15 protein-coding genes are annotated in these 14,954 nt (G+C 32.6%); 6 read left to right on the top strand and 9 right to left on the bottom strand.

From position 1 onward, the window contains the following. Window positions 1-127: 127 nt before the first annotated feature. Complete coding sequence (locus ASD98_RS01675) at window positions 128-571, top strand: cupin domain-containing protein (protein ID WP_056199249.1); 444 nt, start codon at window positions 128-130, stop codon at window positions 569-571. A 6-nt stretch (window positions 572-577) separates the two neighbouring features. Here ASD98_RS01675 and ASD98_RS01670 read toward each other — a convergent pair whose 3' ends face one another. The 3 genes from ASD98_RS01670 to ASD98_RS01660 all read right to left on the bottom strand — a co-directional run bounded on the left by ASD98_RS01670 (window position 578) and on the right by ASD98_RS01660 (window position 2,235). Beyond that, a complete protein-coding gene (locus tag ASD98_RS01670) occupies window positions 578-919 on the bottom strand; it encodes a hypothetical protein (protein ID WP_056199246.1) in 342 nt (113 codons plus the stop codon). Between the two features lie 126 nt (window positions 920-1,045). Beyond that, a complete protein-coding gene (locus ASD98_RS01665) occupies window positions 1,046-1,639 on the bottom strand; it encodes a hypothetical protein (RefSeq protein ID WP_056199243.1) in 594 nt (197 codons plus the stop codon). Further along, complete coding sequence (locus ASD98_RS01660; protein WP_056199240.1) at window positions 1,639-2,235, bottom strand: hypothetical protein; 597 nt, start codon at window positions 2,233-2,235, stop codon at window positions 1,639-1,641. Before ASD98_RS01660 ends, ASD98_RS01665 begins: the two co-directional genes overlap by 1 nt. A 150-nt stretch (window positions 2,236-2,385) precedes the next feature. On the opposite strand from ASD98_RS01660, the gene ASD98_RS01655 reads away from it, so the two are divergent. After that, a complete protein-coding gene (locus tag ASD98_RS01655) occupies window positions 2,386-2,619 on the top strand; it encodes a hypothetical protein (RefSeq protein ID WP_056199237.1) in 234 nt (77 codons plus the stop codon). Between the two features lie 91 nt (window positions 2,620-2,710). Here the strand turns inward: ASD98_RS01655 and ASD98_RS01650 are convergent, their stop codons facing one another. The 6 genes from ASD98_RS01650 to ASD98_RS01630 all read right to left on the bottom strand — a co-directional run bounded on the left by ASD98_RS01650 (window position 2,711) and on the right by ASD98_RS01630 (window position 11,766). Then, a complete protein-coding gene (locus ASD98_RS01650) occupies window positions 2,711-3,088 on the bottom strand; it encodes a DUF4359 domain-containing protein (protein ID WP_255357649.1) in 378 nt (125 codons plus the stop codon). Window positions 3,089-3,205: 117 nt separating this feature from the next. Beyond that, window positions 3,206-3,373 carry a hypothetical protein gene (locus ASD98_RS23920; RefSeq protein ID WP_017495593.1) on the bottom strand — a complete coding sequence of 56 codons (168 nt, stop codon included), beginning with the start codon at window positions 3,371-3,373 and terminating at the stop codon, window positions 3,206-3,208. Between the two features lie 284 nt (window positions 3,374-3,657). Further along, window positions 3,658-5,817 (bottom strand): P-loop NTPase fold protein, encoded by a 2,160-nt coding sequence (locus ASD98_RS01645; protein WP_056199231.1) that lies wholly within the window; start codon window positions 5,815-5,817, stop codon window positions 3,658-3,660. A 187-nt stretch (window positions 5,818-6,004) separates the two neighbouring features. Continuing rightward, a complete protein-coding gene (locus ASD98_RS01640; protein ID WP_056199228.1) occupies window positions 6,005-7,093 on the bottom strand; it encodes an efflux RND transporter periplasmic adaptor subunit in 1,089 nt (362 codons plus the stop codon). After that, on the bottom strand, window positions 7,093-10,368 hold the full coding sequence (locus ASD98_RS01635) for an efflux RND transporter permease subunit (protein WP_056199226.1): 3,276 nt from the start codon (window positions 10,366-10,368) through the stop codon (window positions 7,093-7,095). Before ASD98_RS01635 ends, ASD98_RS01640 begins: the two co-directional genes overlap by 1 nt. A 12-nt stretch (window positions 10,369-10,380) precedes the next feature. Then, window positions 10,381-11,766, bottom strand: coding sequence for a TolC family protein (locus ASD98_RS01630; protein ID WP_056199223.1), 1,386 nt, complete (start codon window positions 11,764-11,766; stop codon window positions 10,381-10,383). 162 nt (window positions 11,767-11,928) lie between these two features. Between ASD98_RS01630 and ASD98_RS01625 the strand changes: the two genes are divergently transcribed. The 4 genes from ASD98_RS01625 (at window position 11,929) to ASD98_RS01610 (ending at window position 14,881) form a co-directional block, all read left to right on the top strand. After that, complete coding sequence (locus ASD98_RS01625; RefSeq protein WP_056199220.1) at window positions 11,929-12,966, top strand: sensor histidine kinase; 1,038 nt, start codon at window positions 11,929-11,931, stop codon at window positions 12,964-12,966. Then, a complete protein-coding gene (locus ASD98_RS01620; RefSeq protein WP_056199217.1) occupies window positions 12,966-13,664 on the top strand; it encodes a LytTR family DNA-binding domain-containing protein in 699 nt (232 codons plus the stop codon). The genes ASD98_RS01625 and ASD98_RS01620 overlap by 1 nt, the downstream gene beginning before the upstream one ends. An 89-nt stretch (window positions 13,665-13,753) precedes the next feature. Continuing rightward, window positions 13,754-14,212 (top strand): hypothetical protein, encoded by a 459-nt coding sequence (locus ASD98_RS01615; RefSeq protein WP_056199214.1) that lies wholly within the window; start codon window positions 13,754-13,756, stop codon window positions 14,210-14,212. A 168-nt stretch (window positions 14,213-14,380) separates the two neighbouring features. Continuing rightward, window positions 14,381-14,881: a hypothetical protein gene (locus ASD98_RS01610; protein ID WP_056199211.1), complete on the top strand. Its 501-nt coding sequence runs from the start codon at window positions 14,381-14,383 to the stop codon at window positions 14,879-14,881. Window positions 14,882-14,954 lie beyond the last annotated feature (73 nt).

The following is a 14,954-nucleotide window of genomic DNA, read 5'->3' as shown; positions in this document are numbered from 1 at the left end:
TAAAATTCCGAAGGAATGATTTATATTGTAGGGCTGGACTTCAGTCCAGTTTGAGTATGAAAAGAAGGAAAAAAATGAAGGCCCAAATTTGCGTCCCAAATTTTTTTGTAACATTACAAAAAAAATAATGAAACCAACAACCATCATAAAAACCACATTAGCTGTTCTATTTTTCCATCAAATTAGCTTTTCTCAAGAAGTAAAAAAGCAAACAACTTCAGAAGAACCCAAATACACAATCGAAAACTGTGTCAATCATTTTGAAATAGACAAAGCCACAAAAACAAAAGCAGGTTATCAATATTGGTTTGCCGATAAAGATTTTACGCTCGAAAACACACTTAAAATGAGTATCGTAGAACCAGGAAAATCAACACACGCTCCGCATAAACACATCGAAGAAGAATTTTTCTATATTCTTGAAGGCACTGCAGAATTCTATCTCGACGGAAAAACCAAAACTGCGGGTCCAAACACTAGTTTTTACTGTCCCTCAAATATGGAGCACGGAATTAAAAATGTTGGAAATACCGATTTGAAATATTTGGTGATCAAGAAAGATTTGAGGTAAACTAAATTAACTTATTGATACATGTTTACTGAAATAGGCAACTGCCATTTCTACAATTTCCTCTTTGGTAGTAAAACTGTATTTTATTCCGCTGTCTAAAGTATAATGGTCGCCAATGTTTGGAAAATATTCTTCTCCATTTGCCTGAAATGAATTTACAACTGTAAGCCAGCGATGGCGTTCATGATCTTTGAAGGAATAGATTAGATTATCTGAAATAATAAAGTTAGTTCCGTTATCAACATCTAGTATAGAGGTGTATTTACTTTTTGAGAAATTACCAAGAATGCAGATGTTTGAATTGAATTTTTGGAATAATAACTCATTGATTTTTTGGTTATTGTGCATATGAAAATCTTTTAAATTTTGGTGTAGTATTGTAAATGTAAGACAGCAATTTTCGTTTACTATACCCTTAAAAGTTTTTATTATATTAAAATAAGGTTTTTTACAACTTATCAAAAAGGAATATTTTCAATTCTCAATTATTCTATTTATTGCAAATTTTTTCATTTGACTTTTTACGAGATAATATATTCCAACAAAAAGCAAAAACACCATAATTTTAATCAATAATGCAAGAAAAAAATTAGAAGGATAAATATCTAAATCACGATACATTGTCCACGAGCTTGGTAAATAATCGCGATGGAAACTAGTAATAAATATTATAAATTGTTCTATTGAAACAATAAGCAAAAAGCTGAATACAATTCTCAATAAAGCATTTTTACTAACTTTTTTAAATCGCAGTAATTGTGTAAGAGCGAACCATAGAATAGGCTGAAACCAAATCCCAAACCAATATTTCCCGAACAATCTGTTGATCAAATCGTTTTGTTCTTCGGGATTACTTTCTGCATAAAAAACAAAAATTCCAATTATCCAGACTGCAAAATAAATTACGCCAGCCAAAGAAATAAATTTAACGGCTTCTTCGTCTATTTTATACAGGATTGGTTTCTTTATAAAAATTGAAACAATTAGATATAGAATTGAATATAACCCAAAGGCTGTAAAAAAGTCTATAGTTATTATTTGAAGAAGGAATAGAATGTTTTCTCTCATTATTTTTTCGCTCTGTCTTTTACCAAACGATTTTTGCTTTTCGAATAACCAACTTCTTCTACATTAAAAGAATCTAGAATTCTATTCATTCTGTCGGTATATTTTTTTTCTTTACTGGCTTCTGTCCATAACATGATTTGATAGTATCGGTCTTTTCCCTTTACAATTGCCAATCGATAAAAAACGTTAAAACCGTCGATGATTCCAGATACTGAAAAAACAATAGCACTTGAGGAATTAATTTTCTTTTTCTTTACATCGTAGAGCTTAAAATCTTTTAAACCGGATTTTTTTAAATTATTCAAAGTAGCATTGTAATATCCATCGAGATCTGGTGTTGTGTTTAATAAATTATTTTCAATAGCATTTACAAAATCAGTTTTTAATTCATCTATTACAATAACATAAAATTCGTCAAACTGATTCTGTAATTGTAAAGAAGCTTGACCATTTAATTCAGTCGTAACGCCAAGACTTTCCGGAACAGATAATGAATATTTATTTTCGACTGTTTTCTTTTCAAATTTTTCATTCGAATGATTCTGATCGCATGAAGAAAGAACTACAAGAAATAGTAAAGAAATAATTTTTTTCATAAGGTATTTTCTGGTTTTTAGCTGATGTAATATTAAGTTAAAATAGAATAATGTCCAACTCTTATTTTTAATATGTGGGATTCAACAATTGTGAACATTGGTGTATTTTAAACAACTAATTGTAAGCGTCAAATTATTGAATTTTAGGACATGAATACAAACACACTTTCCAGAGAAGCTGAAACAAGACTTCTAAATTTCTTCAACACTAAAATTGATCCGCAAGACATGGCCAAAGCAATAAGACAGGTAAATTATATCCTTGCTTTAGGTGTTATGCGAGAACATGAAACCCTTCAAAACGGAATTGATAACTTAGAAAACAGCTTTTTTTGGCTAAATGAATTGGCTGAAATTTTGAATTCATATTTGGAGAAGGAATAGAGTTTATAAAAAACCTCGATTTGAAAAAATTGAGGTTTTAGTTCTTTATTCACTACTTTGTTGGCACGGATTGCAAATCCGCGTTATTGGGCTATTCTGTAGCCATTGTGTCTACACTGACAGCCATAGTATCAACTGCTTCTAAAGTATTTTCATAGCTGTTTATTTCATCATTATTAAATGCTTTATTTACTTTTTCAGAAAGAAAAACATTTCCAAATAGACCATAGCCAATGCTTTTACTTTTGCCTTGCCATGTAATTTTAGTAATTGAAAATAGTATATAATTGTCTCTAGTTACAGAATTCTCAATTAACTTTTCTGCCAAAGAACTTCCAAACAAAATCCCTAATTTTTCCATATCAGACCCATTTTCTGAGATAGAATTCTGAACAACTTGATTTATTACTGATTTTACAGCTTGTTTATGTTCTTCACTACTTGGGTTAGTTAAAACTGCTACTAAAATGATAGAAGCAAAAACTAGAAGTATAATATTCGTTTTTTCATAATATTTTTATTTGGTTTTCATTTTCCAGTAAATAAGACTTCCATTTCTGGAAGTCTTAAAATAAACAATAAGCTGTTAAGCATATCGGATTAACTTCCATGTTACAGCTTTGTTGTTGTAAGGAGGAAATTGATTACCTTTTGCTAAAGGTATAGTTGTTGATGGAGATGATTGTGCCTCCCACACTCCTGATTCAGGACATGTTTCACCGGTTTTGCCAGTTGTTCCTAATGGTAATGCCATAATTTTAAATAATTAAGGTTAATAATTAGTAAACTTAAAACCAATCATTATCTAATTATTACGGAAAACCTTTTTTAGTTCTTTTTGTGTGATAATTTAATTTTTAGTTAGATTAGTTGTCGTTTTTGCTTTCAAGTGAGGCGCTCGTGTTAGCCGGAAGCAAGCAGGGATTAAAAGCTTATAAATGTAAAAACCTCGATTTTTTATGGTTGAGGTTTTTAGTTCTTAGAGAAAAAATGCATTCCTTACTTTGCGGACACGGATTGCAAATCCGCGCTATCGGGTTATAAAGGATTCAAATTAGAATCTATTGAAGATATGTCTTTTTCGAACCAATATCTGAATTGTCTAATGATATTAATATCATCCTGTTTATTTTCATGCATCCTTGTCCATCTTACTTCTTTAGAATCTAGTTCATTTTTACTAAATATTTTATTTACAATTTTGTCAATATAGTTTTTATCAAATAACGAAATGAAATAATTGTAATTATCTTCCGAAAAATCTGATTTGTAAGGTCCTTTCACAGCCGTACTTGTAGCGGTTGGAATATATATTTTAATAAGATCCAAGAGAGCTTTTGGATTTTTATCTAATATTTTTTTGATGTATTTATGTAGGTCTTTCTTTTCTTTATTTATCCAAATGAGAAATAAATCATTTGCATAATCTGGAAATTCTTCAAAAATAGAATTGTTTTTAGATTCTTCAAGTGCCTTGTCTAACAAGATATTCTCTAATTCAATTTTTTCATCATTTGTAAAGTATTTATAATCATCTTTTTCTTTTTCTTTTAGCCATTGGTATAAATCATATGCAAAATTAAATTTCGAATTTTCGGATAAAAGTTCTTTTGAAAATTGATACTGCTCTTCTTTATTATCATGTTTTCTAATAAGATGATATACAAAAAGTGCTGCCTGACTTTTTGGAGCACCAAAAGATAGAAACAAACTTTTTTGATAGGATGGAAAAAGATCAGAAATATCGGATATACTATTTGATATTTTCTTCGATTTTTCCCAATTTATTTCTTGTTCAATACTCCTTAGCTTATATAGAAGATTATCTGGACTGCTTTGTTCAATTAGAGTTTTTAAAGCATGATTAACTTCATCTCGGTTTAATGAAATAACTTCATCTATAAAATTCTGAAATACAATATCAGATATTTCTCCCTTCATAACGGAGTAGCTAAAGTATTTATTAAAATATTTTGGAGAAACAATATTCTTATTCTTAAACCATACATCAATAATATTTTTATCAAATGATGAAAATATTGTATCATCTTGCCTAATAGGGAATAATTGTTGTATTAATCTTAAAGCGCTTGCCTTTTGACTTGAAGTATAATCTTTTCCTAAGTCATTTAATTGTTGCTGTCTAGATTCTTGAATCTCTTTTCCTAAAGTTGTATTTGAAGCAGCAATAAATAAACTTGGATTACTTTTTATAAATGAATAAAATTCAGGATAAAATATCTTAATTGCTTCAATTAATAATAGATCTACAATATTTACTTCTTTATATAAAAGAGGCATTGTAAAAGAAATTGAATTTCCATATCTAACTGCCAGGCGAGGAGTATCTAAACGAACTAATATATTTGTTGTAAATTGATAAAAAAATTGACGTATTTCTTCTTGTGTAATTTCTATATTATTTGAATTGATAGCATTTTCTACTATTTCAAGGCAAAAATCTTTAAGTGATTCAGGTTGTGCAGATGGTATTTTTAAAGGTACTTGGATTATTTTTTCAAGAAAATTTTGCCCTGACCTTTGATCTCCTTGTCCAAAACGTTCTCCGATTGCAGCTGATACCATTTCCTCATCAAAAGATAATATATATGTCGTATTTGAAAAATCAGCAGTTAATTTAACTAATCTAAAAATAGAATGGATTTCAATTTTATCTAATCTATCAATATCATCTATAAAAATGACAATTTTACTTTTTGTTTTTTTTAGAATTTCCTCAAGGCGACCTTTCAGCACTTCCACATCTACGATATCTAAAACATCTCCAGTATTTGCTAATGTTTCACCAACGTTGCCAACTCCAGGTAATTCAAAATTAATTAACTTCCCATATTTTTTTAAGATTTCACCCGCTTTCTCTTTTTTAGTTTTTAGATTAGAATCTAAAGTGTCAGCTAGCTTTTGGAAGAACTGATTTAAAAGTGCATTTTCATCAGTGTATCGCCAAGGATTAAATTTAACGCAAAGTATGTTTTCATTTTTTAATAATTCTGATTCTATAAAATTTAGTAGAGAAGTTTTGCCTTCTCCCCAAGCTCCATATAATCCAATTACAATACAATCTTCATTCTTTCTGTTATTTATTGTAGTTGCAACTCTTTTTGCAAACTCAAAACGTTGAAATTTATCTTCGATTTGTTTTGAAATAGGTCTATCAGCGGAAAAATCTTGATTCATACGTATATTGCTTTTTTCAAATATATATTTTTTTAAAGTTAAAATATTAAGTGTTTATACTTGATTTTATAAAAAAAGGACAGCTCTTCAAAAAGAAGAACTGCCCTCTTAGGCAAATTTTTAAATTTGCATTCCTAAGAATGCGTACAGTTTTTGGTAATCACTAAATTGAAGACTAAAACGCAGGTTATTCGTTTATGATATCGCCTTCCTTAGTTTCTTCGCTGGCAATTTTCACCAGTTTATCTTTAAGAGTTAAATCTCCGAAAATTTCGATTTTATCGTCGATTTCCCTTCCTTTTTTAATATCAACTCTGTTTGCTTTATGATTCACAACTCTAATTACAAACAAACCTTCAGCAGAATTCACCACTGCTGATTTCGGAACTACAAATGTGCTGTCTTTCGCATTAAGCGGTAATAAAACTTCGGCAACCATTCCCGGTAATAAATCCTTTTTTGTATTTACAACATCCATTTCAACACGCTCAGAACGTAATTTTAAATCTAAAGCACCAGACATTCTCGTAATTTTAGCTTTAAAAGTTTCAGGTAATGATTTTACATTAAAACTCATTTCATCGCCTTCGTGTAAATATCCCGTATACAATTCAGGAATAGAAACCGCCAAACGTAATTTATCTTGCTGTTGAATGGTTAACAAAGGCAAATCTGAACCTTTTCCTGCCGGACCAACAAATGTTCCTAAATTCACGTTTCTTGCCGCTACAACGCCATCAAACGGAGCGCGGATCTCCAAATAACCTCTTATAATCGAAACTTCTTTATGAGCTGCAATTGCGGCTTGGTATTGCGCGTAATCAGAATTCTTCTTTCCGCTTGCCATTTCTAAATCGTTTTTAGAAATCGTTCCTTCAACTTTGCTTGTTTCATACAAACGGTTATAAGTACTTTTGCTGGTGGCATAAATCGCTTCCATTGATTTTAATCTCGATTCGGCTGCAGCCAGCTGTGAACTGATTTCAGGAGCTTCTAAAACAATTAAAAGCTGTCCTTTTTTTACTTTCGTACCAATATCAACTTTCAATAATTTTACGAAACTGCTCACTTTAGCATACAAATCTACTTGTTGAAAACCAGTTAATTCGGCTGGTAAACGCAATTCTGTACTTAGTTTTTCTTTTTCTAAAAGAAACGTTTCAGTTTTAGGTTCGATTTCTGCCACAACAGGTTCTTCTTTCTTTGAATTACAGCTGTTAAGGAAAAATAATGCTGCAAAAAACAGCGCGCTATATTTTATAATTTTATTATTCATTATTTTGATTTTAATGATGAGATATAATGGATGCTTTCTTCGTCTTCAGGATCTAAAGAAACAGATTGTGTCGATGTTTTTTCTTGTGCCCAGGCAAAAATCTGAGGAAGAATTAATAATACGGCAAAAGTAGAAAATAATAATCCGCCAATAACCGCTCTTCCTAACGGAGAAACCTGATCGCCTCCTTCACCGTGCCCAATTGCCATTGGCAGCATTCCCGCAATCATCGCCACAGAGGTCATGATAATAGGACGAAGACGTAACGCCGCAGCTTCTCGTGCAGACTCTAATGCATTTCCGTTTCGTTTACGCAATTGTTCGGCATTTGTGACCAGTAAAACGGCATTGGCAATCGAAACTCCAACCGACATAATGATCCCCATATACGATTGTAAATTTAGCGTTGAACCTGTAAGCGTAAGCATTAATAAAGCTCCTAAAACTACCGCAGGAACTGTCGTTAAAATTACCAATGAAACTTTGAACGACTGGAAATTAGCGGCTAACATTAAGAAGATTACAAAAACGGCAACCAATAATCCTGTTTGTAAACTACTTAATGTTTCGCTCAATACAGTACTTAACCCAATTGGCGAAATGAACAAACCACGAGGTAATTCGCCTAAAGAACTAATTGTTTTGCTCACATCTTTTGTAGCCGTACCTAAATCGGTCTGGTTGATGTTTGCCGTAACGGTAATGTAAGGCATAGCCCCTAAATTGTCATTTTCACCACTTACAAATGTGGGTGTAATTTTTGCAACGTCACTCAAAACAGGACGAATCGAGTTTCTTAATACCGGAATTTCTCCAATATCAGTTTTGCTTTTCATTTTGTTCAAAGGAACCTGAACCTGAACGTTGTATGATAATCCCGCTCTTTCATCAACCCAGGTATTTTTTTCGGTATATCTTGAAGATGAAGTCGAAGCCACAAGCGAACGCGAAATATCATTCATATCAACGCCTAACTCAGCAGCACGCGTTCTGTCAATATCAATATTCATTGCCGGATAGTGAATTGGCTGACCAATTTGCACATCTCTGAAATACGAAATCGCTTTTAGTTTATCAACAATTTGATTGGCGTATAATTCATTTCGTTTTTTGTCTTTTCCGGCAATACGAATTTCGATTGGAGTAGGAGAGCCCTGGCTTAAAACTTTATCAGTCAATTCGATTGGTTCAAAAGAAACTTTAGTATTTGGCAGTACCTTTTTAAGTCTTGCTCTAAAGTCATCTTTAAACTCATCCATGTCAACATGATACTCTTTTAAACTTACCTGAAAAACAGCTTCGTGCGAACCCGCCATGAATAAATAAATCGGGTTGATGGAGAATAGAGAAGGGTGCTGACCCACATACACAGAAGATATTCCGATATGCTCTTTTCCAACCATTTTCTCCAATTCTTTTAAAACAATTCTGGCTTGTTCTTCTGTTCTTTCTAAACGAGTTCCGTCAACAGCACGTATTCTCAATTGAAACTGGCTTGAATTCGTTTTTGGGAATACATCTTTCCCGATAAAACCAATAAATACAATCGCTAAAGCTGTGGCAGAAACCAAATAGATAATACTTGTTGCTTTTTTGTATGGAAACAATCGATCTAAAGTTCTCATAAAACGGATTTTGAATCTTTCAAAAAGACTTATTTTTCCGTTATTATCTGTATCTAATCTTTCGACATAACCTTTTTTCTGTGTGATCAAATCTTTTTCAGATTCCGGAGTTAAACCGCAGTCTCTAAATTCTGCTTCATCATCTGTAATTTCTGGGCCATGTTCGTGTTTTTCATGCCCTTTCATTATCCAGTTTGCCATTACAGGCACAAAAGTCTGAGATAATAAAAACGAAATAACCATCGAAAATCCAATTGCTAAAGCCAAAGGCAAGAACAAAGCTCCCGGAATACCAACCATTGTAAATGCTGGCGCAAACACAGCTAGAATACAAAGTAAGATCAATAATTTAGGTAATGCAATTTCCTGACACGCATCCCAAATAGCGAGCGCCTTGGGTTTTCCCATATCAAGATGCTGGTGAATATTTTCGATCGTAACCGTACTTTCATCCACCAAAATACCAATTGCAAGAGCTAGTCCGCTCAAAGACATTAAGTTGATCGTTTGTCCGAATAATTTCAGGAATAAAACTCCCGAAATAATCGAAATAGGAATCGTTAAGATTACGATTAATGCCGCACGTTTATCTCCCAGGAATAATAAAACCATTAATCCCGTTAAAACCGCACCAATAATTCCCTCAGTAATTAAACTTTTAACCGAGTTGATTACATAAACCGACTGGTCAAATTCATAAGATAATTTTACATCTTCAGGAAGTGTACTTTGAATTTTAGGAAGTTCTGATTTTAATTTCTGAACCACATCCCAAGTCGAAGCATCTCCGGCTTTTGCAATACTAATATAAACCGAACGTTTTCCGTTTACCAATGCATAACCTGCCGTAATATCGGCACCGTCTTTTACAGAAGCAACATCACCTAATTTTAGATTTTGAACGCCGCCTTTAAATAACGGAATCTGCTCAAAATCCTTAATTTCCTTAATCGTATTATTGGTTGGCGTAATATAATTTTTGTCGCCCATACGCACGTTTCCGGATGGAGCCGTTTGATTGTTTAAACGAATCGCTTCAACAATTTGATCTGCCGTCATATTATGAGAACGCAATAAATCAGGATCAACGTTCACTTCAATAGTTCTTGGGCTTCCGCCAAAGGGAGCCGGAGATAATAAACCGGGAATCGAAGTAAACGAAGCACGAACATAAACATTGGCTAAATCCTGTAATTCATTATTAGATCTAATTTTACTGCTCAAAACCAATTGCCCGATTGGCAGTGAAGAAGCATCAAAACGAATGATAAACGGAGGCTGTGTTCCCGGAGGAAAAACCGCCTGGATTCTGTTTGAAAGCGCACTTAACTCGGCAGCGGCCTGCGCCATGTTTGTGCCTTCATAATAGGTTAATTTCATAATCATTAACCCCTGAATATTTTTGGTTTCTACCGATTTGATACCATTCGAAAAAGGCAAAACATTCACGTAGTTTTTAGCAAAATAAGCTTCCATCTGGTCTGGCGTATAACCTCCAAACGGATGCGCAATATAAATAACCGGCAAATTCATTTTTGGCAGAATATCTACCTTAATGTCTTTGATGGCGCCAATTCCGAAGAAAAATAGACCCGCAACCAATACTAATATGGAAATGGGTTTGCGGAGTGCAAAACGTATTAAATTCATTAGACGTTATAATTAAAATTCATTTATAAATAAGTCAAAATTGCCCGTTGCAGCAACTTTCAGTAAAAACGACTGCCATACATTATTGTTCACAATATCACGATCGATTTCGGCACGGTTTAAAGTGTAAATCGTTTGGGTCAAATCAGTTAGATCTGTTAAACCATTTTTGTATAAAGTCGATTTTTGAATGTAAGCTCTTTTTGCCGCATCAACCTGAATGGGTGCTTCGGCATAATTATCAAGTGTAATTTTGATCTTATCTTCGGCAAAAGTCAGCTGTGATTTCAATTCTCTGTCTGCCTGATTGTATTCTTCCTGTAAAGCCTGTGAAACAAATTTCTGAGCGCTTACTTGTTTGCTTGATCTAAAAGGTGTGGTTAAATTCCATGTAATTCCAACTCCAACTAAATAATTGGTACGATCCGGATTTACGCCATCCCAGTAATTTCTGCTAAAAGCATTTTGGTCGGTCGCATAACTATTGTCAAATCCTGAAGCCCTGGTTTGTAAAACTCCAAAAGCACTCATTGTTGGGTAATAAAAACGTTTGTATAATTTAACCTGCTGATTGCTGTAATCGATTTTCGTTTTATAGAACTGTAATAAAGGATGAAGGCTGTCTGTTGTTGTATTTCCTTTAATTAATTCTTTCGGAATCTGAGTTACAAAAAGTGTATCGACAGCAAAATCCTGTGGCGCAACGCCCATTAAATCGACTAATTTATTGTTTTGTTCTTTAACGAAATTCTTCGCCAGATTCAATGCAATTTTAGCTTTAGAAACTTCGGCAGTTGCCAATGTAGAATCTACTCCGGCTAATAATCCGTTTTTAACTCTCGCAACAGCTGTCTTTTTGAAAACTTCGGCACGATCCAGATTTTTTTGCTGCGAAATCAACAATCTCTGGCTTGCCAGTAAATTTAAATAAGCAGCAGAAATTTTGATTTCCTGCTGGAATTTTTCCTGTTGTAAATCTTTTTCTTTGGCCTGAACATCAATTTTAGATAAATTGATTTTTTCCTGTGTTTTTCCAAAGGTGAAAAAATCCCAGTTCATGTTGACCAGATAAAGTGCGCCAAAAGCCGAATTCCAGTTTTGTTCCGGCAGCGGTAATCCTGATGAAGCAACTCCAAGACCTCCAAAACCATAAAGCGGTCCGTTTTGACCATTTACAGTTCCGTAATCCTGCTGTGCCGATAAATTTAGGTTTGGCAGGTAATCACGTCGAGATTGTTTTAGAGTCTCTTTTGATGCATTGGTGTAATTGTTTTTTGCCCTAATCGAACCGTAATTTTCAAGCCCAGTTTTTACTGCTTCTTTTAAAGAAAGGGTTTGAGAGTAACCGATTGATGCAAAAATCAAGAAAAATAATAAGGTAATTTTTTTGAAATACATAAACTCAAGTGTGAAATTATAGAGCAAATTTATTTCTCTTGTACTGATAAAAGTCATGTTAAGTGATGTACTGCAATAATAAATGACCAATTCAATTTGTCATTTATTAGAAATGATAATTAAATATTTGTCCGTACTTTGTAAACTATTTAAGTTTAAAAAATGAGCATAAAATTTGATAATATACTGGATAACAAATGGTGGCAGGAGATTGCCGTCGTCGCGTTTTCCTTTACTATATATACTTTAAAAAACGACTGGATGTTATTTAGTTCTATAACATCTGTTTTAATGGGGATTTTCTTTTATTGCATTTTGTATATGCACGCCCAGTTCAATCGTTTCTTTCTTTTCCCCATATTATTTAAAACCCGCCGTCCTTTTACTTACCTGGTATTAACGCTTTTTGGAGTTCTTGTTTTTTCTATAGTTTTATATGAGATTACGATGCTCGATATGTTTAGTAATTGTCATTTATATCAAAACTCCCATCAAAGAAGTTATGTGTATCAATTAGCGAGTGTTTTAGGAACTTTGGTTTGTATCTTGAGCCCGATTATTGTTTTTAAATTCTACAGAATACACAGAAAACGTACAGAAGAAGCCTTATTATTCAATCAAATGCAGTTAAATTCTTTAAAAGGACAATTGAACCCGCATTTTTTATTTAATACTTTTAATACACTTTACGGAATCAGCTTAGAATTTCCGGACAGAACTCCGGATTTAATTATGAAAGTTTCGCAGTTAATGCGTTATCAGTTAGAAAGTAACAGCAAACAATGCGTATCTTTAGAAGACGAATTAGAATTCATAAACAGTTATGTACAGCTTGAAAAAGAGCGTGTAGGATATCGCTGCGATATTACTTTTGACTCTAAAGTTGACAACGAAAATGCGTATAAAATCTCACCGATGCTTTTAATTGCTTTTATAGAAAATGCTTTTAAACACGGAACCTGTGCGATTGAAAAATGTTTTGTTCAAATTTTTATTACGGTTGAAGACGGACAGCTGCATCTTCATGTGGTGAATTCAATTCCAACGAAGCAGACAGAGGTTGTTTCGACCAAAATTGGTTTAAAAAATACGATTGAAAGACTGAATTTGATTTTCGGGAAAAACTATACACTCGATATTCAGGAGAATAAAAAGACTTATATAGTTGATTTAAAACTGCAGTTGAAAAGATTTGCGTAATGAGAGATCCTAAAAAATGCATTATTGTTGATGATGAGCCGGCAGCGCATTATGTTTTAGCTAATTACATAAAACAAAATCCGCAGTTAGAATTGGTTTTTCAGGGTTATAATGGTATTGAAGCAATGGATTATCTAAGGGAAAATAAAGTCGATTTGATGTTTTTGGATATCAATATGCCGGAGATTTCAGGAATGGAATTATTGAAGATTATTCCAAATCATCCTAAAACAATTTTAACGACAGCCTATTCTGAATTTGCACTCGAAAGCTACGATTACGGCGTAATTGATTATTTACTGAAACCTATTTATTTCCCGAGATTTTTAAAAGCTGTAGATCGTTTTTTTTCCACAGAAAATATAAAAACAAAAGAAGAGGAAGCGGTTGTAAATAAAGTAAGTGTAAAAGTTGACGGCTATTTTATTGATATCGAATTAGACCAGCTTTTATATGCACAGAGTTTTGGAAATTATGTGAAACTGCACACTGCAAAACGAACTTATCTGGCCTCAATTACAACAACCGAGCTTGAAAAATGCCTGCCGGAAAAGAATTTTATCCGGATTCATAAATCCTACATTGTATCGCTGGACAAAATTGATACAACAGAAAAAGATTTTGTAATAATTAAAAATGAAAAATTACCCGTTGGAATAACCTACAAAAGGGAATTGACAGACAGATTAAAAAAGTAGCATTTTTTTTATTAAAAAATATTTGGATTTCATTTTAAAAGTAATAATTTTAATACGTTATTTTGATTTTAATTTTAATAGTGAAGATCATGAAAAAAGTATTCTTGCTGCTAGTTTTACTGTACGGAAGTTTTTTAAGTGCTCAAAATGAAGTAGTAACACCGCCTGAAAAAGTTAGATTTACTTTTGAAAAAGAATATCCAAATAAAGTTGCGGTCTGGTCTATAGATTACGTTGGCGATGATAATGATGAAATCAGGTACGAAGCAAAATTCATTACTGATAAAAATACTAAAGCGCTGGCAGTTTATGATAATTTGGGAATTTTAAAAGCGTATGAATTACAAATTCCGTTAAGTCAATTGCCTCAAAAAGCACAGAATTATTTAAAGAAAAATTACTCACCAAAAGCTATTAAGGAAATTGCGGTTGTGGTAAATGACAAAAATAAAACTACTTATGAAGTTGGCCTTGAAAAAGACTCCAGATTTTATGATGTTGTTTTTGATCAAAATGGTGGTTTTGATGTTATCATCGAAAAAAATTAAAAAGCACACTTACTAATTCAATTATATTTAAAACGGCAAACCCGATAAGTTTAAAGCTTGTCGGGTTTTGTTTTTACTGTAAGAAAACTCAAAATTATTTTTTTTAAAATAAAATGTAGTAATTTTACTACCCATATCCGTATGTTTAATTTTTTATAAAGTGTTACCATGAAAAAACTTTTATTATTTACCACTTTTCTATGCTGCAATTTTTTAATAGGACAGAGCATTCTGCTTCCATCAGAAAATATAGTAAAGGCGTTTGAAAAACAATATCCACAAAAAAAACCAATTTGGTCTATGGAATATGGTAAGGATGAGAACGATATTAATTTTGCAGCAAAATTTACGACAGCAGCCAAAACCCAGGCATATGCCGTTTATGACAGTGATGGGAATTTTAAAACTTATAAAGAACAGATATCAAATGCTAAATTGCCAAAAAATATTCAGCTTTACCTTGACACCAATTATCCGGTTAAAACGAACTCGAAATCAAAAGTCAAAACTAAATCTAAAACTGTACCTGCAGCCGTAAGGGAAGCATACTCTGTTGTTGATGCTAAAAATAAAGCAACTTATGAAGTGAGAGTTAAAAAAGATGGAAAAGATTATAATCTCATCTTTGATCCGGAGGGGAACTTAATTAAAAGAATTCAAATAGGATAAAAAAAAACTCGTTCAACTCGTTTAAAAAAAAACAATCCCGAAAAGTTTTAAAGCCTCTCGGGTTTTGTTTTTT

This window comes from Flavobacterium sp. Root186 (assembly GCF_001428525.1).
In the GTDB taxonomy this organism is placed as follows: domain Bacteria; phylum Bacteroidota; class Bacteroidia; order Flavobacteriales; family Flavobacteriaceae; genus Flavobacterium.
The sequence above is the reverse complement of the archived record's forward strand: the minus strand, read 5'-3'. Positions and strand labels throughout refer to the sequence as shown.

What these genes read in the sequence shown, in the direction of transcription:
- ASD98_RS01640 (WP_056199228.1), bottom strand. Translation starts at nt 7,093, where the DNA reads ATGAATAATAAAATTATAAAATATAGCGCGCTGTTTTTTGCAGCATTA.
- ASD98_RS01655 (WP_056199237.1), top strand. Translation starts at nt 2,386, where the DNA reads ATGAATACAAACACACTTTCCAGAGAAGCTGAAACAAGACTTCTAAAT.
- ASD98_RS01610 (WP_056199211.1), top strand. Translation starts at nt 14,381, where the DNA reads ATGAAAAAACTTTTATTATTTACCACTTTTCTATGCTGCAATTTTTTA.
- ASD98_RS01670 (WP_056199246.1), bottom strand. Translation starts at nt 919, where the DNA reads ATGCACAATAACCAAAAAATCAATGAGTTATTATTCCAAAAATTCAAT.
- ASD98_RS01620 (WP_056199217.1), top strand. Translation starts at nt 12,966, where the DNA reads ATGAGAGATCCTAAAAAATGCATTATTGTTGATGATGAGCCGGCAGCG.
- ASD98_RS01630 (WP_056199223.1), bottom strand. Translation starts at nt 11,766, where the DNA reads ATGTATTTCAAAAAAATTACCTTATTATTTTTCTTGATTTTTGCATCA.
- ASD98_RS01625 (WP_056199220.1), top strand. Translation starts at nt 11,929, where the DNA reads ATGAGCATAAAATTTGATAATATACTGGATAACAAATGGTGGCAGGAG.
- ASD98_RS01615 (WP_056199214.1), top strand. Translation starts at nt 13,754, where the DNA reads ATGAAAAAAGTATTCTTGCTGCTAGTTTTACTGTACGGAAGTTTTTTA.
- ASD98_RS01660 (WP_056199240.1), bottom strand. Translation starts at nt 2,235, where the DNA reads ATGAAAAAAATTATTTCTTTACTATTTCTTGTAGTTCTTTCTTCATGC.
- ASD98_RS01675 (WP_056199249.1), top strand. Translation starts at nt 128, where the DNA reads ATGAAACCAACAACCATCATAAAAACCACATTAGCTGTTCTATTTTTC.
- ASD98_RS01645 (WP_056199231.1), bottom strand. Translation starts at nt 5,817, where the DNA reads ATGAATCAAGATTTTTCCGCTGATAGACCTATTTCAAAACAAATCGAA.
- ASD98_RS23920 (WP_017495593.1), bottom strand. Translation starts at nt 3,373, where the DNA reads ATGGCATTACCATTAGGAACAACTGGCAAAACCGGTGAAACATGTCCT.
- ASD98_RS01665 (WP_056199243.1), bottom strand. Translation starts at nt 1,639, where the DNA reads ATGAGAGAAAACATTCTATTCCTTCTTCAAATAATAACTATAGACTTT.
- ASD98_RS01635 (WP_056199226.1), bottom strand. Translation starts at nt 10,368, where the DNA reads ATGAATTTAATACGTTTTGCACTCCGCAAACCCATTTCCATATTAGTA.